Raw genomic sequence first — 20527 nt, forward strand, 5'->3', positions numbered from 1 at the left:
CGCGGTGTCCGGGTGGCCGTTGCGCACCTCCCGCCTGCGGTGATCGGCCCTCCCGATCACCCCTTCGTGGGAAACGACAGGCACCGCGCTTGTCCCACCGCCCAAAGTCAAGCAAAGTCATCAACTAACGCCGCATTGTGATCGGCGCCGACCCCCGAGGAGCACCATGTCCGCACCCCTGCCGCCCGGCTTCCACGAGCCGCTCAAGTTCGCCTACTGGGTCCCCAACGTCAGCGGCGGCCTGGTCGTGAGCAAGATCGAGCAGCGCACCGACTGGAGCTACGAGTACAACAAGGAGCTCGCCCAGCTCGCCGAGAACAACGGCTTCGAGTACGCGCTCTCCCAGGTCCGCTACATCGCCAGCTACGGCGCTGCCTACCAGCACGAGTCGACGTCCTTCAGCCTCGCGCTGCTGCTCGCCACCGAGCGGCTCAAGGTCATCGCTGCCGTCCACCCCGGTCTGTGGCAGCCCGGCGTCCTCGCCAAGTGGCTGGCCACCGCCGACCACCTCAGCAACGGCCGCGTCGCCACCAACGTCGTGAGCGGCTGGTTCAAGGACGAGTTCGTGAAGCTCGGCGAGCCGTGGCTCGAGCACGGCGAGCGCTACCGCCGCTCCGAGGAGTTCATCCGCTACCTCAAGGAGATCTGGACCTCCGAGCACGCGGAGTTCAACGGCGACTTCTACCGACTCCACGACTTCGACCTCAAGCCGAAGCCGATCGCCTCCGAGGGCCGCCCGCACCCGGAGATCTTCCAGGGCGGCAACTCCAGCGACGCCCGTGGCATGGCCGGCCGGGTCTCCGACTGGTACTTCGCCAACGGCAACACGCCCGAGGGCATCGCCGAGCAGATCCGCGACGTCAACGACGTCGCCGCCGTCAACGGCCGCGCCGGCGCCGTCCGCTTCGGTGTCAACGGCTTCTTCATCGGCCGCAGCACCGAGTCCGAGGCCCGCGACGTGCTGCGCGAGATCGTCGACAAGGCCGACCGCGAGGCGGTCGAGGGCTTCGGGTCGGCGGTCAAGCAGGCCGGCCAGTCGACCGGCGACAAGAAGGGCATGTGGCAGGACTCCGAGTTCGCCGACCTCGTGCAGTACAACGACGGCTTCCGTACCGGCCTCATCGGCACGCCCGAGCAGATCGCCCACCGCATGATCGAGTACAAGCGCCTGGGCGTGAATCTCTTCCTGCTCGGCTTCCTGCACTACCTCGAGGACGTCGAGTACTTCGGTCGCGAGGTGCTCCCGATCGTCCGCGAGCTCGAGGCGCGGGAGCTGGAGCGCGTCTGATGGTCAGCCTCGCCTCCGAGCACGGCACCGACACGGTGCCCGTGCTCACCTCCGCGGAGGCCGTGTCGGTCGCGCGGCGTCTCTCGGCGGTCTTCGCCGAGGGCGCCGCGCGCCGCGACGCCGAGCGGATCCTCCCCGGGCCCGAGCTCGACGAGCTGTCGGCCTCCGGCCTGCTCGCCATCTCGGTGCCCGCGGCGTTCGGCGGCGCCGGCCTGCCGGTCGCCACGATCACCGAGGTGTTCCGGATCCTCGCTGAGGGCGACCCCAACATCGCCCAGATCCCGCACAGCCACTTCGTCTACGTCAACGCCGTGCACCACCAGGCCACCCCGGCCCAGCAGGAGTTCCTGTTCGGCGAGGTGCTGGCCGGCAAGCGGTTCGGCAACGCCCAGTCCGAGATCCGCTCGAAGCACGTGCGCGACCACGCCACCACCCTGTGGCCGGCCGCGCCCGGCCGGTGGCGCCTGGCGGGGGAGAAGGGGTACGCCACCGGCGCCCTGTTCGCCGACTGGATCCCCGTGCTGGCCCACCTCGACGAGGGCGGCCCGCTGCACGTCGCGTGGGTCGAGCGGACGGCGCCCGGTGTCACCGTGGTCGACGACTGGGACGGCCTCGGGCAGCGCACCACGGCGTCCGGCACCGTGCGGCTGGACGACGTCGCGGTGAGCGACGACCGCATCACCCCCTACCACCTGACCTTCACCGGTCCGCAGACCTACGGCTCCTTCGCCCAGGTGCTCCACGCGGCGCTCGACGCGGGCATCGCTCGCGCCGCGATCCGCGACGCCGCGGCCTTCGTCACCACCGCCTCGCGGCCCTACCCCGACGCCGGCGTCGAGCGGGCCGCCGACGACCCGCTCGTCGTCCACGCCTTCGGCGAGATGGAGCTGGCCGTGCGCGGTGCCGAGGCGCTCGTGGCCGAGGCGGCCCGCGCCGTCGACGCCGCGAACGAGCACCTGAGCGCCGAGAGCGCCGGTGCGGCCTCGCTCGCCGTGGCCGCCGCGCGGGCCGCCACGACCCACGCCTCGGTCGAGGCGGCGTCCCGCCTCTTCGAGGTCTGCGGCACCCGCTCGGCGCTCGCGTCCCTGCGTCTGGACCGCCACTGGCGCAACGCGCGCACCCACACGCTCCACGACCCGGCGGCGTGGAAGGTCCAGCACCTGGGCCGCTTCGCCGTCGACGGCACCCTTCCTCCCAACCACGGACAGATCTGAGAGGTCCACCCATGAGTTCCCTGACGTTCCACTGGTTCCTCCCGACCAACGGCGGCGACGGTCGACACGTCGTCGGCGGTGGCCACGGCGTCTCCGCCGGGCCGTCGGGGCGGCCGGCGGACGTGCCCTATCTCGGACAGGTGGCCCGCGCGGCCGAGCAGATGGGCTTCGAGGGCGCGCTGACGCCCACCGGAGCCTGGTGCGAGGACGCCTGGCTGACCACCGCGATGCTCAGCCAGGTCTCCGATCGCCTGAAGTTCCTCGTCGCCTTCCGCCCCGGCCTGGTCTCGCCGTTCGTGGCCGCGCAGATGGCCGGCACGTTCCAGAACCTCACCGGCCAGCGCCTGCTCCTCAACGTCGTCACCGGCGGCGAGAGCGCCGAGCAGCGCATGTACGGCGACTTCCTCGACAAGGACGCCCGCTACGAGCGCTGCGACGAGTTCCTCACCATCGTGCGTGCCCTGTGGCGCGGCGAGGAGGTCGACCTCGACGGCAAGCACCTCCAGGTCGAGGCCGCGCGCCTCAACCAGATCCCCTCCCCGGCGCCGGAGATCTACTTCGGCGGCTCCTCCCCGGCCGCCGGCCGGGTCGCGGCCAAGCACGCCGACGTCTACCTGACCTGGGGCGAGCCGCCGGCCGCGGTCGCGGAGAAGATCGCCTGGATCCGCGAGCTCGCCGCCGAGGAGGGCCGCGAGATCCGCTTCGGCATCCGCATGCACGTCATCAACCGCGACACCTCCGCCGAGGCGTGGGCCGAGGCCGACCGGCTGCTGGCCAACATCGACCCCGAGACCATCAAGCAGGTGCAGGAGGGTCTCAAGCGCAGCGAGTCGGTGGGCCAGCAGCGCATGCTCGCCCTCAACGGCGGCTCGAAGGACGACCTGGTCATCCACCCCAACGTCTGGGCCGGGGTCGGCCTGGTCCGCGGAGGAGCCGGCACCGCGCTCGTCGGCAGCCACGAGGAGGTCGCCGACCGCATCCAGGAGTACGCCGACCTCGGCATCTCCGAGTTCGTGCTCTCGGCCTATCCGCACCTCGAGGGCGCCTACTGGTTCGGCGAGGGCGTGCTGCCGATCCTCGCCGAGCGCGGCGTGTGGAAGCACCCCGCACCGACCGCCGTCGAGACCCGCATCCCGTTCCAGTACGCCGGGCGGGCCGCGCAGTGAGCGCGAGCGGCGCCCCGAGCGTGGCCGTCGTGGTCGGCAACCCCAAGCCGGCCTCGCGCACCCTCGCCGCGGCGCAGTACGTCGCGGGCGAGCTGACGCCGGGTGCCGAGCCGCTCGTCGTCGACCTCGCCACGCTGGGCGCCGCCCTGCTCGACTGGTCCGACCCCGAGGTCGGGCGCCTCGTGGAGCAGGTGGGCGCCGCCGACCTCGTCGTCGTCGCCTGCCCCACCTACAAGGCCACCTACACCGGCCTGCTCAAGCTGTTCCTCGACCGCTTCCCCGGTGGCACCGGGCTGCGGGGCATCGCCGTCCCGCTCATGCTGGGCGCCGGACCCGCGCACGCTCTCGCGCCCGAGCTGACGCTGCGCCCGGTGCTCACCGAACTCGGTGCCCGGGTGCCCGTGCGGGCGCTCTACGTGCTCGACGCCGCCCATGACGACCCGGCGGCCTACGCCGACTGGCTCGAGGTCGCCCGCCCGACCGTCGCCGCCCTGACCGCCACGAACGTCCGACCGACAGGAGTACCGGCATGACCGTCACCCACCCGGCCACCACCGGCTCGCTCAGCACCAACCAGGACCTCGACCCCGTGCGGCTGCGGGAGGCGTTCGGGGCCTTCCCCAGCGGCGTGGTCGCCGTGGCCGCCGAGGTCGACGGCCAGGACATCGGCCTCGCCGCCAGCTCCTTCACCTCCGTGAGCCTCGACCCGCCGCTGGTCTCCTTCTCCGTGGCCAACACCTCCAAGACCTGGCCCGACCTGCGTCGCGCCCGCCACCTCGGGCTCAGCGTGCTGGCCGACCACCACGGCGACGTCTGCCGCCAGCTCGCCGGACCGGTCGACGACCGCTTCACCGGCCTGGCGACCACGCACACCGAGGACGGCGCGATCACCCTCGACGACGCCATCGCCTGGTTCGACTGCACGATCCACCGTGAGGTCGAGGCCGGCGACCACACCATCGTCCTGCTGCGCCTGCACGCCGCCCGGCACGCCGGCGCCACCAACCCGCTGGTCTTCCACCGCAGCTCCTTCGGGCGACTCGCGGGCTGAGCCTGGGGCCAGGCTGAGCCGGGAAGGTCACCATTCGCCGGGTCGAAGGTCACCCGTCGCCCGGCGGCGCGGGCTTTCCGACCCGCGGAGTGAGACGCTGGAGGCATGTCCGAGAGCGCGGTCGTCAGCGAGCCGGTGCACGGCACCGTGGTCGTCATCGGCGGCGGCATCGCGGGACTCGCCGCTGCGCGGGACCTCGCGATCGCCGGTGCCCGGGTCGTCGTCCTGGAGGAGGCCCACGAGTTCGGCGGCAAGCTGCGCCGCCGTGAGGTCGCCGGCCTGCTGGTCGACGTCGGCGCCGAGGCGATGCTCAACCGGCGTCCCGAGGGGGTCTCGCTCGCGGCGGCCGTCGGGATCGACGTCGTCCACCCCGCCATCGCCTCCTCGCGCATCTGGAGTCGCGGCGCGCTGCGGCCGCTCCCGCGCACGCTCATGGGCGTCCCGCTCGACCTCGAGGGCCTCGAGGCCACCGGCCTGCTCTCCGAGGCCGGCCTGGCGGCGGTGCGTCGCGAGGCGACGATCCCCGCGACCGTGCTGACCGACGACGTCTCGGTGGGCGCGCTGGTCGACCGACGCTTCGGATCCGAGGTCACCGACCTGCTCGTCGAACCGCTCCTCGGCGGGGTCTACGCCGGCCACGCCCGTGAGCTCTCCGCCCGGGCCTCGGTGCCGCAGCTGGTGGCGATGGCCGAGCGCGGATCCATCCTCGAGCAGTCGGCGGCCGCGGCCGACTCGCAGGACCACACCTACGCAGGGCCCGTCTTCGCCGGCGTCGAGGGCGGGATGGGCCGCTTCGCCGACGCCCTGGAGGCCGACCTGCGCGCCCGCGGTGTCGAGCTGCGGGCCGGCGACGCCGTCCGCGCGGTGCGGCGCACCACCCACGGGTTCGAGGTGGAGGCCGGGCCTCTCGGCCGGCCCGAGCTGCTGCGCGCCGACGCCGTCGTGGTGGCGGTGCCGGCCCAGCCGGCGTCGCGACTGCTGGCCGGGATCGCGGGCGTGGCCGCCACCGAGCTCGGCGGGATCGAGGCCGCCTCGATGGCGGTGGTCACGATGGCCTTCCGCGCAGAGGACGTCCCGAGCCTCGCCGACACCGACTCCTCCGGCTTCCTCGTGCCGCCGGTGGAGAACAAGCGGGTCAAGGCCAGCACCTGGTCGTTCGCGAAGTGGGCCTGGGTGCGCGAGGCCGGCCGCGGTGCGGGGCCCGACGGCGAGGACCTCCTCGTGCTGCGCACCTCGCTCGGGCGTCACCGCGAGGACGCCGTCGTGCGCGAACCCGACGACGCGCTGGTCAGCGACTCCCTGCTCGACCTCGCGGCCGCCGCCGGCGTGCACGCCCGCCCCGTCGACGTCGAGGTGCACCGCTGGATGCACGGCCTCCCGCAGTACGCCGTCGGCCACCTCGAGCGGGTGCAGCGCATCCGCGCCGACGTGGGCCACGTGCGCGGCCTGGCCGTCTGCGGCGCGGCCTACGACGGCGTCGGCATCCCCGCCGTCATCGCCTCGGCCCACCGGGCCGCCGCCGAGGTGCTCGCCGACCTCGCCTCCCGGGCGCCGCTGGGCTCCCAGGGCTGACGTCCCGGCGTCCGCGGGCCCGGGTGCCCTGCCGGCGGCTTCCCCCCGCGCGGCAGAATGGAGGCATGTCCGAGGAGACCCAGTCCAACGCCGCTCGCATCCGCGAGATCAACGACTCCATCCGCTACGCCATGTGGTCGGTCTTCAAGCTGGCCACCCCCCTCGGCGACGCCGATCGGGAGGCCGAGGGTGCCGAGGTCGAGAAGCTCTTCGCCGAGCTGGCCGAGAGCGACGTCGTCGTCCGCGGCGTCTACGACGTGGCCGGTCTGCGCGCCGACGCCGACGTGATGCTGTGGGTGCACGCGGCGACGTCCGAGGAGCTCCAGGCGGCCTACCACCGCTTCCGCCGCACCTCCTTCGGTGCGCGGCTGGAGCCGGTGTGGTCGCAGATGGCCCTGCACCGTCCGGCGGAGTTCAACAAGTCGCACGTGCCGGCATTCCTCGCCGACGAGGAGCCCAAGGCCCACGTGTGCGTCTACCCGTTCGTGCGGTCCTTCGAGTGGTACCTCATGCCCGACGAGGAGCGTCGCGCCCTGCTGGCCGAGCACGGCCAGATGGCGCGCGACTACAAGGACGTGCGGGCCAACACGGTCGCCTCGTTCGCGCTCGGCGACTACGAGTGGATCCTCGCCTTCGAGGCCGACGACCTCTACCGCATCGTCGACCTCATGCGGCACCTGCGCGGGTCGGGCGCCCGGCGCCACGTGCGCGAGGAGATCCCCTTCTACACCGGCTCGCTGGCCCCGATCCGCGACCTGGTCGACCGCCTGCCCTGATCCCGAGACCGGGCCCCGGTCGTCGGCGTCAGCCGGCGATCGGGCCCGACCCGTCGGCCGGCTCGAGGGTGAGGCTCAGGCTGTTGATGCAGTAGCGGTCGCCGGTCGGCGTCCCGTAGCCGTCGGGGAAGACGTGGCCGAGGTGGGAGCCGCAGTTGGCGCAGCGCACCTCCACCCGCTTCATGCCGTGCGAGGTGTCCTCGAGGTACTCGATGGTGTCGGTGATCGGCTGGTAGAACGACGGCCAGCCGCAGCCCGAGTGGAACTTGGTCTCGGAGCGGAAGAGCTCGGCCTGGCAGGCCTTGCAGCGGTACACGCCGACGGTCTCGGTGTCGGTGAGCTTGCCGACGAACGCCCGCTCGGTGCCGGCCTTGCGCAGGACGGCGAACTCGTCGGGGCTCAGCTCCTCGCGCCACTCGGCCTCGGACTTCTCCACGTTGTAACCCACGCCCCCAGCCTAGGCGGGGGGCGGTAGCCGGCGGGAGGGGTGGATCCGGGCTGGGTCAGGCGCCCAGCAGCGCGCGCCGCACGACCGGTGCGATGGCGTCGGTGAGGGCGGCGTAGCCCGCATCGTTGGGGTGGAAGCGGTCCTCGGCGACCAGCCCCCGCCACGACGACGGGCCGCTGACCCGCAGGTCGACGCAGTGCAGGCGCCCGGCTGCCACCGCCGCATCGATCCAGCGGTTCGCCTCCTGGGCCGCGCCCTGCGGCTGGGGCAGGCTCGCGATCACCGAGCCGTCGGGGAGCCGCTCGACGAGCTCGCGCATGGCGTCGGGCAGGCCCTCGCGGAAACGGCGTCCGGCGAAGAGGTCGTTGGAGCCGATCACGGCCACGACGACGTCGGGTGCGGCCGTGGTCGGCGGCAGGGCCTCGAGCACGGGCAGTTGCTGAGCGAGGACGTCGGGCACCCGCGCGCCGGTGGCGGAGAGGTTGAGCAGGGTCATCGGCCCGAGGTCGGCGAGCCGGTCGGCGACCTGGCCGACCCAGCCGGCGTCGGGGGAGGAGGCGCCCACGCCCTGGGCCATCGAATCGCCGAGCACGATCCACCTGCGTCCGGCCTCGCCCCGCTCGATCGCGGCCAGCGCCGCCCGGTTGCGGGCGACCCAGACGTCGGCGTAGGGCTCTGCCTGCGCGCGCACCCGCGCGATGCCCGGGACGACGTGGCCGAGCGTGCGCACCAGCCGGCCGGGCGGGCGGCCGGTGCGGTTGTCGTAGGCGTAGGCGGTCTCGGCGAGCACGCCCTCGATTGTGCCGGGCCGCCCCAGCGGGCAGGCTCTCCGCATGCGCCTGCTCGTGCTCGGTGGCACCGTGTTCCTCTCCCGTGCCGTGGCGGTGGCGGCGCTCGAGGCCGGGCACGAGGTCACGGTCACCTCACGGGGCCGCTCCGGATCGGTGCCGAGAGGCGCCCGGCACGTCGTCCTCGATCGCGACGCCGAGCTGCCGGCGGCCCTCGTCGCCGAGAGCTTCGACGCAGTCGTCGACGTCGCCCGGACGCCGTCGTGGGTGCGGCGCGCGGTCGCGGCCTGGCCGGAGGCGCACTGGGTGTTCGTCTCGACCATCAGCGTCTACAGCGACGACGCCACCCCCGGCGGGCGACCCGGCGTGACGCCGCTGCACACGCCCCGCCACGATGACGTCGACCTCGCCGTCGATCCCTCGGCCTACGGGCCGATGAAGGTCGCGTGCGAGGAGATCGTCCTCGCGGGCACCGGCCGGGCGCTCGTGCTGCGCCCCGGGCTCATCGTCGGTCCCGGCGACCCGAGCGGCCGGTTCACCTACTGGCCGCTGCGGCTGGCCGAGGCCGGTGACGGAGCGCCCGTGCTCGTCGGCGGTGCGCCGACGGACGCCGTGCAGGTGATCGACGCGCGCGACCTCGCGGCCTGGATCGTGCACGGCCTCCAGGCCGGCCTCACCGGCGTCCTGGACGCCGTGGGGCCGGTGACGCCGTTCGGCGACCTGCTCGCCGATGTCGCCCGTGGCGTCGGCGTCGACCCTGCGCGCATCGACTGGGCCTGGCTCGACCACGCCGACCTCGCCGGCCGCGGCGTCGAACCCTGGGCCGGGACCCGGTCGCTGCCGCTGTGGCTGCCGCGCCCGGCCTACGACGGCATGCTCGCCCGCGACCACGCGCCCGCCCGGGCGGCCGGCCTGGAGGTGCGCCCGATCGCGGCGACGGCGGCCGACGTGCTGGCCTGGGCGCGCGAGCGTGGAGCGGACGTCGTCCGGACGGGGCTGACGCGGGCCGAGGAGGTCGAGGTGCTGGGCGCCCGCTGACCGTGCCCGGGGGGCTCGACGCCTCATCGGGGGTCGGGGCGGCGCAGACCTGCCACGGGCCGCACCGCCACCGACCCCACGCGGCGACTTCCGGGGAGGGGTGTGCCGGTCGGCGCTGGAGCCATCAGCGCGTCGCGGCCACGGTCGCATCAAGGAACCTAGCCAGCCGGGCGCGATTCCCCAACCATCGACACCGGTGGGTCCAGACCGATCCCGCCTATCGAGAATCGAGCGTGACCAGAATGGTAAAGAGTCGTTCGTTGAACTTTGCACCGCCTGGCGCTGCCATGGCCTCGTGATCCTGCTTCCATCCGCGTGTGGCGCCGCGCGGGTATCGATCGATCCGGATCGCACCCGTTCTGCCGCGGGACATGCTCGTCGGGTCGGTTGGAGTTCCTCCAGCCGAAGGGAGATGTGGCCGCCTTCGCTTCGTGGGCGTGACAGCGTGCCCGTTCCCCCCGACGCCCCGGGCCGGATGTGCGATCCGGTCCACGTCGCCCCCCGAGCGAGCAAGGAATTCCCGCATGTCCACGCCCCGTACCCCCCGTGTCCCCGTGAACCCGACCGTCGCCCCGACCGATGCATCCACCCTTCCCGCCGACGCTGGAAGATCCCGCTGGAGTGAGCACCGGGGGAAGCTGGCTCAGGTCGCACTGATGGGCGTGCTCATCGCTGCCGCCGGTGCGGGCGGTGCGACGGCGGGCGGTCTGCTCACGGGCGCGGACATCCAGGACCGGACGATCGGTTCTCGCGACCTGGCGTCCAACGCCGTCACGGCCCGCACGATCAAGGCTGGCTCCGTCACCGCGAAGAAGCTGTCGAAGGCCACCCTGGAGGCCCTCGCGGGCCAGCCCGGCGCACCGGGCAGCCGGTGGTATCAGGGTTCGGGCGCCCCCGACCCGACGTCGGGCGCTGCCGGCGACTGGTACCTCGATACCGCCACCCAGGACATCTACACCCGCACCGACCAGGCCTGGAGCCTGGTCGTCAACATCCGCGGCGTTCAAGGGGTCGCAGGTGCCACCGGGCCGGCCGGCCCTGCTGGTCCGGCCGGCGCTCCCGGCGCCACGGGAGCCGCCGGTACTGCCGGCGCGAAGGGAGACAAGGGCGCCACCTGGCTCTCCGGAAGCGGCGCCCCCCTCTCGACCGTGGGCGCTGACGGTGACTGGTACCTCGATACCGCCACCTCCAACGCCTACCAGAAGACCGCCGGCACCTGGGGTCTGACCGTCAACCTCCGCGGTGCCAACGGCACCAACGGCACCAACGGCACCAACGGGATCAACGGGATCAACGGCGCGAACGGGATCAACGGCGCCACCTGGACCGTCGGGACCGGCACCCCGACCACCGCCGCCTTCAGCGGCGACCTCTACCTCGACACCGCCACCGGTACCGGCCTCGGAGACGTCTACCGCTACAGCAGCGGCACCTGGACGAAGATCGCCAACATCCGCGGCGCCCAAGGCATCCCCGGGACCAACGGGACCAACGGGACCAACGGGACCAACGGGACCAACGGGAACACCGTCCTCAACGGCACCAGCGACCCGACCTCGTCGACCGGTGCCGTCGGCGACTTCTACCTCAACACCGCCACGTCCACCCTCTTCGGCCCCAAGACCGCAGGCGGCTGGCCCGCCACAGGCGTCTCGCTCGTCGGCCCGCAGGGAACACCCGGCACCGGCTCGACCTGGCGCACCGGAACGACCGCGCCCGCCGACACCCTGGGCAACAACGGCGACTTCTACCTCAACACCGCCACCGGTGCCGTCTCCACGAAGAATGCCGGCACGTGGGCCACCGCGTACACGCCTGCGATGTCCAGCGGCGGGGGCGCGTCGACCGAGTTGGTCGCCGACAAGGTTGGCGGCAGCGGCGAGACCTGCCCGGTCTCGACGAGTACCACGGCCGCGACCCTCGCGTTCAACAACGTCAAGACGGCTCCCGGCGCCCCCAACACCTGGTCGGCCGACAAGACCACCTTCACGGTCGGAGCGGCCGGGACCTACCTCGTCCAGGCCCGGGTGCACACCCCCGACACCAGCCCGGCGACGAGCACCGTCGGAGTCTCCCTCACCCTCCAGATCAACAACATCCCGTACGGCTCCCCCGGGAACGTGTACGGCCCCTTCGTGCTCCAGACCACTTACACGCCGGCAGGCACCAAGGCAAGGGGTGAGGTGGTCGCGGCGATCCCGCTCGCTGTCGGCGACACCGTCAAGGTCCTCTGCACCTCGACGAACAGCAACAGCACGGCTCAACCGATCTCGACCGACGCCGGCAGCAACCTCACCATCGTCAAGCTCGACTGAGAGGCTCGCAGCGGTCGGGCCCCGCCCTCGGGTGACCGGTGCCTCCCCGGTCCGCGGACCTGGAGACGCGGCGTGGGTCGGTCGGAACCGTCGCTGGTGCTGTCAGCGAGTCGGAACGCTGAAACGCCCTGGTCGGAGCAGGTGCTCCGACCAGGGCGTTCATCGGGGTGAGTGACGGGACTCGAACCCGCGACCACCTGGACCACAACCAGGTGCTCTACCAGCTGAGCTACACCCACCATCGGGCCCGCACTGCGGCGGACCGGATGGAAGTGTAGGGGATCGATCAGTCGTGCGCGGAATCGGGGAGCCCGGCCCCGGTGATCGAGCCGCCGTGGCGTTGGGCGAGCGCGCGGGCGGCGTCGGAGTCGGGTCCGGGCAGGGGCACGAAGATCGCGTCGCGGTAGTAGCGCAGCTCCTCGATGCTCTCCTGGATGTCGGCGAGCGCACGGTGGTTGCCGCGCTTCTCCGGGGCCGCGTAGTAGGCCCGCGGGTACCACCTGCGGGCGAGCTCCTTGATGGAGGAGACGTCGACGATGCGGTAGTGCAGGAAGGCCTCGAGCGTGGGCATGTCGCGGGCGAGGAAGGAGCGGTCGGTGGCCACGGTGTTGCCGGCCAACGGGGGGCGGCTGCCGTCGGGGCAGTGCTCGCGGATGTAGGCGAGCACGCGCTCCTCGGCCTCGGCCATCGTGAGGACGGCGTCGGACTCCAGCTCGGCGAGCAGCCCGGACTTCTCGTGCATGCCGCGCACGAAGTCGCCCATCTGGGCCAACGCCTCGGCCGGAGGGGCGATGAGCAGGTCGACTCCCTCGCCGAGCACGTTGAGCTCGAAGTCGGTGACCAGCGCCGCGACCTCGATGAGGGCGTCGGCTCCGAGGTCGAGGCCGGTCATCTCGCAGTCGATCCAGACGAGGCGCTCACTCATGGGGCTGAACCCTACGCGTCAGGTCCGGGACGGTAGTTTGCGGGTGAGATCGACCCGGCGCGTCGTCGGGTGTCGCAGGAGCAGAGGAGACCTCGTGGCCGATCCCGCCGTCGCCCAGCAGCGCCGCGCCCGCGCCAACATCGCCGCCGTCGTCGTGCTCGTGCTGGCGCTGCTGGTGGGCGCCTACCTCTTCCAACGCTCCCAGGACGCCGGGCCGGTCGACGCGCCCGCAGCCGGTGCGAGCGACTACGGGCTTGCGATCGGCGACCCCGACGCGCCCCACGAGCTGATCGTCTACGAGGACTTCCTCTGCCCCTTCTGCCGGGCCTTCGAGGACGCCTCGAACGAGCAGCTGGCCGCAGCGGCGGCCGCGGGCAAGGTCTACGTCGAGTACCGGCCCTTCGTGCTGCTCAGCCGCGCCGGCGACTACTCGCTGCGCTCCACGAACGCCTTCGCCGTCGTGCTGAAGGCCAGCGGCCCGGAGGTCGCCAAGAAGTTCCACGACCTCCTCTACGCCGACCAGCCCGAGGAGACCGGTCCCTTCCCCGACGACGACTGGCTGGTCGAGAAGGCCGTGGCCGCCGGCGCCGAGGAGGACGCCGTCCGGCCCGGCATCGAGGGGCTGAGCGAGAAGGCCTGGGCCGAGGCGGCCACCAAGGGGGCCGCCGACGCCGGCGTCGGCGGCACCCCGACGATCATCCTCGACGGTGAGCAGCAGACGGCCGACAACGTCACCGACATCGCGAAGTCGGTGCTCGCCGCCATCGGCTGACACCATCGGCGATGTGAGCACCCTCGAGGACTTCATCGCCGGCCTGCCCAAGGCCGAGCTGCACGTGCACCACGTCGGCTCGGCGTCCCCGCGGATCGTCGCCGAGCTCGCGGAGCGTCATCCGGGCACCGTGCCCAGCGACCCCGACGAGCTGCGCGGCTTCTTCGAGTTCCGCGACTTCGCGCACTTCGTCGACGTCTATCTCGCGGTCGTCGACCTCGTGCGCACCCCGGCCGACATCCGCTACCTCACCTACGAGATCGCCCGCGAGATGGCGCAGGTGCAGCAGCTGCGCTACGCCGAGCTCACCTGCACGCCCTACACCTCGGTGCGGCCCGACCGCGACGACCGCGGCATGCCCATCGAGGCCTACGTCGAGGCGATCGAGGACGCCCGGCTCGCCGCCGAGCGCGACTTCGGCCTGGTGCTGCGCTGGATCTACGACATCCCCGGCGAGTCCGGCCTGCCGGCGGCCGACGCCACCCTCGCCTACGCCCTCGACCACCCGTGCGACGGGCTGGTCGGCTTCGGCCTCGGCGGGCCGGAGATCGGCGTCCCCCGGCCGCAGTTCCAGCCGCACTTCGAGGCCGCCCGCGCCGCCGGACTGCGCAGCGTGCCGCACGCCGGCGAGACCACCGGCCCCCAGACCGTGTGGGACGCCCTGACCCTGCTGGGCGCTGAGCGGATCGGGCACGGGACGTCGTCCGCCCAGGACCCCGAGCTGCTCGCCCACCTGGCCGCCACCGGCGTCCCGCTCGAGGTGTGTCCGTCGTCCAACATCGCCACGCGGGCCGTCACCCGGCTCGAGGAGCACCCGATCGTCGCCTTCCGTGACGCCGGGGTGCGCTTCACGGTCAACTCCGACGATCCGCCGATGTTCGGCACCACGCTCAACCGCGAGTACGCCATCGCCGCCGATCTCCTCGGGCTCGAGGCCGAAGGCGTTCGGGAGCTGGCCCGCGAGGCGGTGCGATGCTCGTTCGCACCAGCGGACGTCGCTGCCCGCGTGTTGGCGGAGATCGACGCCTACGCAGGCTGATCCGCCCGGCAGGAGCTCAGCCTCGGCGCGCCTCGGCGCGAGCGCGCTGACGCGCGGCCCGCTGGCGCCGCAGGCGGCGCACCAGCAGGGGCTCGGCCGCCTCGGCCTCGGGGCGGTCGATGAGGTCGCTCAGCACGCGGTGGTACTCGGCGGCCGAGAGGCCGAACCGCTCGCGGACGGCGGCGTCACGCTCGCCGCCGTAGCGCCACCACCGCTGCTCGAAGGCGAGGATCGCGAGGTCGCGCTCGTCGAGGGCCGGTGTGGTCACGCTCCCATGATGCCGATGCGGCGCGGTGAGCGCCGCATCGGGGAGGTGACGAGCCGGTGGCGTCAGCCACTCCGGCCGGTGTCGGGCGCCTCGACGGGGATCACGGGCGGGGCGTCGATGAGCGCCCGGATCGACCGCAGTGCCCACTGGAGGGCGCTGACGTCCTGCTCGGCACTGACCTGCTCGTAGCCGATGAGCACGTAGAAGGCGGCGCGCGCCGCGCGCAGCGAGAAGTCGGGGTCGCCGGTGAGGGCGACGAAGGCCTCGGCGACGACCTCGATGCGGTCGCGGTCGGCCCGATCCTGGATGGCCCGCACGCGCGGGTCGATCCCGGCCCAGATGCGGATCGCGCTCTCGGCGCGGTGCCGCAGGCCGAGGGCCGATTCGATGAGCAGATCGAGGCGGCGGGCGGGATCGGGCTCGGCGTGGGCGCGCGCGCCGATGTCGGCGGTGCGCTCCTGGTACCAGAAGTCGAGGAGCCGGTCGGTGAAGTCGGCCCACCCGTCGAAGGCGTGGTAGAACGCGCCGGTCGTCAGGCCCAGCCGCTCGCACAGGCGGCTGAGCTTCAGCGCGCCGTAGCCCTCCTCGGCGAGGAGGTCGAGAGCGGCGTCGTAGAACCGCCGGTGCGACTCGCTGACGTCGCTCGCGGCGGCCGGGAGCGGGGCCGGCCGGGTCATGACGCGCAAGCGTAGAGGTCGGCGGGCTCGGCCGTACCCCGGATCGCGGGACGGCGGACAGCCCCTTGCCAGGCTCCGTAACTCAGTTTATGTTGAGCCGCCGGTGTGACCCCGCTCACCCGGCCGCGCCCAGCGTCCCCAGCCCGGCTCCCATCCCGCCCCCGTCCCGCCGCCACCCCGCCTCCCGCCCCGCTTCCGCCCCGCATCCCACCGGAAGGACCCCCGATGCCGTTCGCCACCTCCGAGGAGGTCGTCACCTACATCGGCGGCATCTTCGAGACCGCGTTCTCCGATGCCGACCTCGCGCCGCGCCTCAAGGCCACCGGCGTCGTCCTCCGCTTCGCCTTCACCGATCCCGACACCGAGCTGATCGTCGACTTCGGCGAGGGCACCGTCGGCGGGGCCGCGCCGGGTGCCGAGGTCGGCGCCACGATGTCGATGAGCGCCGACACCGGCAACGGCTACTGGCAGGGCAAGGTCAACCTCCCGCTGGCGATGGCCAAGGGCGCCATCAAGGTCGACGGTCGGGTCGCGCCCCTGCTCAAGCTCGCGCCGCTCTCGCGCAAGCTCTACCCCGTCTACATCGAGCGGCTCACCGCCGACGGCCGCACCGACCTGCTGGTCTGAGGAGGGCCCGATGCATCCCGGTACCGACGCGGCCATCCGGCCCGCGCACCCCGCGGCCGAGCGGGCGACTGCCCGCCCCTTCCACGACCTCGAGGTCACCTCGCGCGCCTTCTGGAGCCTGCCCTTCGACGAGCGTGAGCGCGTCTTCGCCCGCCTCCGCGAGGAGGCCCCGGTCAGCTGGCAGCCGATGATGGACGGCGCGATCATGGGCTCGGAGCTGCCCGGCATGTGGGTCGTCACCCGGCACGAGCACATCGCGCAGGTCTCCCAGGAGCCCGAGACCTACTGCTCGGGACAGGGCGTGCAGTTCGAGGACGTCCCCGAGGATCTCCTCGAGGCCTCCCACTCGTTCCTGGCGATGGACAACCCGCGGCACCGGCAGTTGCGCCGCCTCGTCAGCGCCGCCTTCACCCGACGCCAGGTCGAGCGCATCGGCGTCCAGATCCGGCAGCAGGCCACCGCGATCGTCGACGGGCTCCTCGAGGCGGGCGGCGGCGACTTCGTGCGCCTGGTCTCGCAGCGGATGCCCACCTGGACCGTCTACGAGATGATGGGCCTCGACCCCGCGCTGCGCGAGGAGGCCGCCCACCTCGCCGACGAGATGGTCGGGTTCAACGACCCCGACGTGTGCGGCGACCGCGAGGCCGGCGACGTCCTCAACGGCGCGTTGGTCGGCCTACTGAGCATGGGCCTGGAGTTCGCCGACCTGCGTCGTCGCGAACCCGCCGACGACCTCATGACGAACCTCGTGCAGGCCGAGGTCGACGGCGAACGGCTCACCGACGACGAGATCGCGGCGTTCTTCGTGCTGATGTCGGTGGCCGGCAACGACACCACCCGCAACACCATCAGCCTGGCCGCGCACGCCCTCCAGCAACACCCCGACCAGCGGGACTGGCTGCTCGGCGACCTCGAGGGCCGCCTGCCCGGCGCCGTCGAGGAGTTCATCCGGTGGGCCTCGCCGGTGATGACCTTCCGCCGCACCGCCACCCGCGACACGGTGCTCGCCGGTCAGCCGATCTCCGCCGGCGACTGGGTCGGCGTCGTGTACGCCTCGGGCAACCGCGACGAGCGGGTCTTCGACGAGCCGCACCGCTTCGACCTCGGTCGCACCCACAACCCCCACCAGGGCTTCGGCGGCGGGGGTCCGCACTTCTGCCTGGGGCACTTCGTCGCCCGCCAGCAGCTGCGCGACGTCTTCCGCGAGCTGCTCACGCGGGCGCCGTCCCTGCACCTCGGTGAGCCGACGTACCTCGCCGGCAACTTCGTCCGGGCGGTCACCGCCCTTCCCTGCGAGATCCGCTGAACCGGCCTGAGGAGACACCGTGAGCGAGCGAACCATCCCGCGTCCGACGACGACGGCGGCCGACGATCCCCGGGCGACCGTCGAGCGGCTGCGGCGCACCTTCCGCACCGGCCGCACCCGCTCCTACGAGTGGCGCGAGGAGCAGCTCGCCGGGCTGGCCCGGCTGGTGGAGGAGAACGAGGACCGCATCGCCGAGGCGCTGCACGCCGACCTCGGGCGCACCCGCGCCGAGGCCTGGCTCGGCGACATCAGCTCGACGACCGGCGAGATCGCCTACGCCCGCAAGCACCTGCGTCGGTGGATGCGCAAGCGCCGCTCGCCGCTGCCGCTCAACCAGCGGCCGGCGTCCGCCTGGATCCAGTACGACCCGCTCGGCACCGTGCTGATCATCGGGCCGTGGAACTACCCGGTCTACCTCGTGCTCAGCCCGCTCGTCGCGGCGCTGGCCGCCGGTGACTGCGTCGTCGTCAAGCCCTCCGAGCTCGCACCGGCCTGCTCGAGCCTCATGGCCGAACTGCTGCCGCGCTACGTCGACCCCCAGGCCGTGGCGGTCGTCGAGGGTGACGGCGCCGTCACACAGGAGCTGCTCTCCCTCGGCTTCGACCACGCCCTGTTCACCGGCGGCACCGAGATCGGCCGCAAGATCATGGCCGGCGCAGCGCCCACGCTCACCCCGGTCACCCTCGAGCTCGGCGGCAAGAGCCCGGTCATCGTGCACGAGGACGCCGACCTGGAGGTCGCCGCCCGACGCATCGCCTGGCTGAAGCTGATGAACTCCGGCCAGACCTGCATCGCCCCCGACTTCGTGCTCGTGCACCGCTCGGTGCGCGAACGGTTCGTCGAGATCCTGCGCACCACCCTGACGGAGTTCACCGCCGACCGGGACGGCGCGGGCCTGCGCATCGTCAACCGTCGCCAGTTCGACCGGCTCGCCTCCTACCTCGACCGAACGGGCGGCACCGTCGCACTGGGCGGCACCGTCGACGCCGAGCGCCTCGAGATCGCGCCGACCGTGGTGCTCGACCCGGCGCCGGACGACGCGGTGATGGTCGAGGAGCTGTTCGGGCCGATCCTGCCGGTCATCACCTACGCGGCGTTGGCCGACGCGATCGACTACATCGAGGAGCGACCCAAGCCGCTGGCGCTCTACTGCTTCACCTCCGACCGCGCCGTCCGCGACCGGGTGGCGCAGGTCAGCGCCGGGGGAGTGGTCTTCAACCACATCGCCATGCACGTGCTGGTGCCCCAGCTGCCCTTCGGCGGCGTCGGCGACAGCGGCATGGGCGCCTACCACGGCGAGTGGGGCTTCCAGACCTTCAGCCACCGCAAGTCCGTGCTGGCCAAGACCGTCTGGCCCGACCCGCGGTTCGTGTACCCGCCCTACACCGACAAGGCCCTGCGCCTCATGCGCCGCTTCTTCTAGACGACGCCCCCGACCCCCGGGCCGGTCATCCCCCCCGACCGGCCCGGGCCCCAGCCGAAGCAGACGATCAGGACACGGTGCCGTGCGGGGACACGGCGCCGGGGTCACGCCGAGAGGGAGGCGTGATGGCCAGCGTGCAAGCACCTGCGGGCATGACCCCGCAGGCCCAGGAGATCGCCCAGGAGGCGATGCGACAGGGCAACCCGCTGCTGCCCGGCAGGGCCGGCAAGGGGCTGACCCGCACCCTGACCGTGCTCGGGGAGTTCTACCGCTTCAGCGGTCAGACCTTCGCGCGCATGGTCACCCGCCGCTTCCGCATGCGGGAGTTCATCGAGCAGGCGTGGTTCATCACCACGGTCTCGCTGCTGCCCGCCATGCTGGTCTCGATCCCGCTGTGCGTGATCATCATCTTCCAGGTCAACCAGCTGCTCATCCAGATCGGCGCGATCGACCTCGCCGGAGCCGGGGCGGCCGTCGCCGTCGTCCGCGAGATCGGGCCCATCGTCAGCGTGCTCGTCGTGGCGGGTGCCGGGGCGACCGCGATCTGCGCCGACCTCGGTTCGCGCAAGATCCGCGAGGAGATCGACGCCATGGTCACCCTCGGCATCGACCCCATCGAGCGCCTCGTCGTCCCGCGGGTGGTGGCCTCCACGGTCGTCGCGGTCGCCCTCAACGGCGTCGTCTCGATCGTGGGACTGGCGGGCGGCTACTTCTTCTCCGTCGTCCTCCAGGGCGCGACGCCCGGCCTGTTCCTCTCCGACCTGACCCTCCTGGTCGGCCTCAGCGACTTCCTGGCCTCCGAGGTCAAGGCAGCCGTCTTCGGCATGCTCGCCGGACTCACCGCCTGCTACCTCGGCCTCAACGCGAAGGGCGGCCCCAAGGGCGTGGGGGAGGCGGTCAACCAGACCGTCGTCTTCGCCTTCATGCTGCTCTTCGCGGCCAACAGCGTCATCTCGACCGTGTTCCTCAACCTCAAGGCAGGCAACTGACATGGCCGCGGTCAGCCCCGGCGCTGTCGCGTCGGCCCTCACCAGCCCGGTCCGAGCGATCAGCCGCCTCGGCGGCCAACTGGTCTTCCACGCCCGCTCCTACGCGGAGTTCCCGCGGGTCGTCCGCCGCTACCCCAAGGAGGTCGTGCGGCTGCTGGCCGAGGTGAGCCTCGGCTCCGGCGCCCTCGCCCTCATCGGCGGCACCGTGCTGGTCATCGGGTTCCTCACCGCGGCCTCCGGCATCGAGGTCGGCCTCCAGGCCTACACGACCTTCGGCAACATCGGCGTCTCCTCGCTCTCGGGCTTCTTCTCCGCCTACTTCAACACCCGCGAGGTCGCGCCGATCGTCGCCGGTATCGCGCTCACCGCCACCGTCGGCGCCGGCTTCACCGCCCAGATCGGCGCGATGCGCGTGGCCGAGGAGATCGACGCGCTCGAGGTGATGGCCGTGCCGCCGGTGGCCTACCTCGTCAGCACCCGGGTGCTGGCCGGGCTGATCGCCGTCGTCCCGTTGTTCGCGGTCGCCGTCATCATGTGCTTCCTGGCCACCAAGCTGGTCGTCACCGTCGGCTACGGCCAGGCGCCGGGCATCTACGAGCACTACTTCTCGACGTTCCTCATCCCCGGCGACCTCCTGCTCGCCCTGCTGAAGACGGTGCTGATGGCGCTCGTCGTCACCTCGGTGTGCTGCTACCGCGGCTTCCACGCCTCCGGCGGACCCGCCGGCGTCGGCCGCGCCGTCGGCAGCGCCGTGCGCACCTCGCTCATCGCGATCATGCTCCTCGACCTCGCCTTCGGACTCGCCGTGTGGGGCGGGCCGTCGGTGCACATCTCGGGGTGACGCC

The 20527-nt window shown here is 72.6% G+C and carries 21 protein-coding genes and 1 tRNA gene; 16 read left to right on the plus strand and 6 right to left on the minus strand.

Features of this window, described 5'->3' with window-relative positions; all coding sequences use genetic code 11:
• Positions 1-166: 166 nt before the first annotated feature.
• The 7 genes from sfnG to hemQ all read left to right on the plus strand — a co-directional run bounded on the left by sfnG (position 167) and on the right by hemQ (position 7067).
• Positions 167-1288 carry a dimethylsulfone monooxygenase SfnG gene (gene sfnG, locus ABD671_RS10975; RefSeq protein ID WP_344733402.1) on the plus strand — a complete coding sequence of 374 codons (1122 nt, stop codon included), beginning with the start codon at positions 167-169 and terminating at the stop codon, positions 1286-1288.
• Positions 1288-2502: an SfnB family sulfur acquisition oxidoreductase gene (locus tag ABD671_RS10980; protein WP_344733403.1), complete on the plus strand. Its 1215-nt coding sequence runs from the start codon at positions 1288-1290 to the stop codon at positions 2500-2502. Before sfnG ends, ABD671_RS10980 begins: the two co-directional genes overlap by 1 nt.
• An 11-nt stretch (positions 2503-2513) precedes the next feature.
• On the plus strand, positions 2514-3668 hold the full coding sequence (locus ABD671_RS10985; RefSeq protein WP_344733404.1) for an LLM class flavin-dependent oxidoreductase: 1155 nt from the start codon (positions 2514-2516) through the stop codon (positions 3666-3668).
• Positions 3665-4201 carry an NAD(P)H-dependent oxidoreductase gene (locus ABD671_RS10990; RefSeq protein WP_344733405.1) on the plus strand — a complete coding sequence of 179 codons (537 nt, stop codon included), beginning with the start codon at positions 3665-3667 and terminating at the stop codon, positions 4199-4201. The genes ABD671_RS10985 and ABD671_RS10990 overlap by 4 nt, the downstream gene beginning before the upstream one ends.
• Positions 4198-4719, plus strand: a complete 522-nt coding sequence (locus ABD671_RS10995; protein ID WP_344733406.1) for a flavin reductase family protein — start codon at positions 4198-4200, stop codon at positions 4717-4719. Before ABD671_RS10990 ends, ABD671_RS10995 begins: the two co-directional genes overlap by 4 nt.
• A 105-nt stretch (positions 4720-4824) precedes the next feature.
• Entirely contained in the window at positions 4825-6291 is a 1467-nt protein-coding gene (gene hemG, locus ABD671_RS11000) for a protoporphyrinogen oxidase (RefSeq protein ID WP_344733407.1), read from the plus strand.
• 65 nt (positions 6292-6356) lie between these two features.
• Positions 6357-7067 (plus strand): hydrogen peroxide-dependent heme synthase, encoded by a 711-nt coding sequence (gene hemQ, locus ABD671_RS11005; protein WP_344733408.1) that lies wholly within the window; start codon positions 6357-6359, stop codon positions 7065-7067.
• Between the two features lie 28 nt (positions 7068-7095).
• On the opposite strand, the gene msrB is transcribed toward hemQ, so the two are convergent.
• Both msrB and ABD671_RS11015 read right to left on the minus strand, forming a co-directional pair.
• Positions 7096-7515 (minus strand): peptide-methionine (R)-S-oxide reductase MsrB, encoded by a 420-nt coding sequence (gene msrB, locus ABD671_RS11010; protein ID WP_344733409.1) that lies wholly within the window; start codon positions 7513-7515, stop codon positions 7096-7098.
• A gap of 55 nt (positions 7516-7570) precedes the next feature.
• Complete coding sequence (locus ABD671_RS11015; protein WP_344733410.1) at positions 7571-8305, minus strand: SGNH/GDSL hydrolase family protein; 735 nt, start codon at positions 8303-8305, stop codon at positions 7571-7573.
• A 43-nt stretch (positions 8306-8348) separates the two neighbouring features.
• Between ABD671_RS11015 and ABD671_RS11020 the strand changes: the two genes are divergently transcribed.
• Together ABD671_RS11020 and ABD671_RS11025 are read left to right on the plus strand one after the other, a co-directional pair.
• The gene (locus ABD671_RS11020; RefSeq protein WP_344733411.1) at positions 8349-9341 is read left to right on the plus strand and encodes a Rossmann-fold NAD(P)-binding domain-containing protein; all 993 of its coding nucleotides are present in this window, start codon (positions 8349-8351) and stop codon (positions 9339-9341) included.
• 656 nt (positions 9342-9997) lie between these two features.
• Positions 9998-11656 carry a hypothetical protein gene (locus ABD671_RS11025; protein WP_344733412.1) on the plus strand — a complete coding sequence of 553 codons (1659 nt, stop codon included), beginning with the start codon at positions 9998-10000 and terminating at the stop codon, positions 11654-11656.
• Between the two features lie 166 nt (positions 11657-11822).
• On the opposite strand, the gene ABD671_RS11030 is transcribed toward ABD671_RS11025, so the two are convergent.
• Both ABD671_RS11030 and orn read right to left on the minus strand, forming a co-directional pair.
• A tRNA-His gene (locus ABD671_RS11030) sits at positions 11823-11895 on the minus strand.
• Between the two features lie 47 nt (positions 11896-11942).
• Positions 11943-12581, minus strand: coding sequence for an oligoribonuclease (gene orn / locus ABD671_RS11035; RefSeq protein WP_344733413.1), 639 nt, complete (start codon positions 12579-12581; stop codon positions 11943-11945).
• Between the two features lie 94 nt (positions 12582-12675).
• Between orn and ABD671_RS11040 the strand changes: the two genes are divergently transcribed.
• Together ABD671_RS11040 and ABD671_RS11045 are read left to right on the plus strand one after the other, a co-directional pair.
• Complete coding sequence (locus ABD671_RS11040; RefSeq protein WP_344733414.1) at positions 12676-13353, plus strand: DsbA family protein; 678 nt, start codon at positions 12676-12678, stop codon at positions 13351-13353.
• Between the two features lie 13 nt (positions 13354-13366).
• Positions 13367-14392 carry an adenosine deaminase gene (locus ABD671_RS11045; RefSeq protein ID WP_344733415.1) on the plus strand — a complete coding sequence of 342 codons (1026 nt, stop codon included), beginning with the start codon at positions 13367-13369 and terminating at the stop codon, positions 14390-14392.
• A 16-nt stretch (positions 14393-14408) separates the two neighbouring features.
• Here ABD671_RS11045 and ABD671_RS11050 read toward each other — a convergent pair whose 3' ends face one another.
• Together ABD671_RS11050 and ABD671_RS11055 are read right to left on the minus strand one after the other, a co-directional pair.
• The gene (locus ABD671_RS11050) at positions 14409-14660 is read right to left on the minus strand and encodes a DUF3263 domain-containing protein (protein WP_344733416.1); all 252 of its coding nucleotides are present in this window, start codon (positions 14658-14660) and stop codon (positions 14409-14411) included.
• Between the two features lie 62 nt (positions 14661-14722).
• Positions 14723-15337 carry a TetR/AcrR family transcriptional regulator gene (locus ABD671_RS11055; protein WP_344733417.1) on the minus strand — a complete coding sequence of 205 codons (615 nt, stop codon included), beginning with the start codon at positions 15335-15337 and terminating at the stop codon, positions 14723-14725.
• A gap of 225 nt (positions 15338-15562) precedes the next feature.
• On the opposite strand from ABD671_RS11055, the gene ABD671_RS11060 reads away from it, so the two are divergent.
• The 5 genes from ABD671_RS11060 to ABD671_RS11080 all read left to right on the plus strand — a co-directional run bounded on the left by ABD671_RS11060 (position 15563) and on the right by ABD671_RS11080 (position 20523).
• Positions 15563-15964, plus strand: a complete 402-nt coding sequence (locus tag ABD671_RS11060) for an SCP2 sterol-binding domain-containing protein (protein WP_344733418.1) — start codon at positions 15563-15565, stop codon at positions 15962-15964.
• Between the two features lie 10 nt (positions 15965-15974).
• Positions 15975-17270: a cytochrome P450 gene (locus ABD671_RS11065; protein ID WP_344733419.1), complete on the plus strand. Its 1296-nt coding sequence runs from the start codon at positions 15975-15977 to the stop codon at positions 17268-17270.
• Positions 17271-17289: 19 nt separating this feature from the next.
• Positions 17290-18693 (plus strand): aldehyde dehydrogenase family protein, encoded by a 1404-nt coding sequence (locus tag ABD671_RS11070; RefSeq protein WP_344733420.1) that lies wholly within the window; start codon positions 17290-17292, stop codon positions 18691-18693.
• Positions 18694-18818: 125 nt separating this feature from the next.
• The gene (locus ABD671_RS11075; RefSeq protein WP_344733421.1) at positions 18819-19682 is read left to right on the plus strand and encodes an MlaE family ABC transporter permease; all 864 of its coding nucleotides are present in this window, start codon (positions 18819-18821) and stop codon (positions 19680-19682) included.
• Position 19683: 1 nt separating this feature from the next.
• Positions 19684-20523 (plus strand): MlaE family ABC transporter permease, encoded by an 840-nt coding sequence (locus tag ABD671_RS11080; RefSeq protein ID WP_344733422.1) that lies wholly within the window; start codon positions 19684-19686, stop codon positions 20521-20523.
• The last annotated feature ends 4 nt before the right edge of the window (positions 20524-20527 follow it).

This window comes from Nocardioides fonticola (assembly GCF_039536805.1).
Lineage (GTDB): Bacteria > Actinomycetota > Actinomycetes > Propionibacteriales > Nocardioidaceae > Nocardioides > Nocardioides fonticola.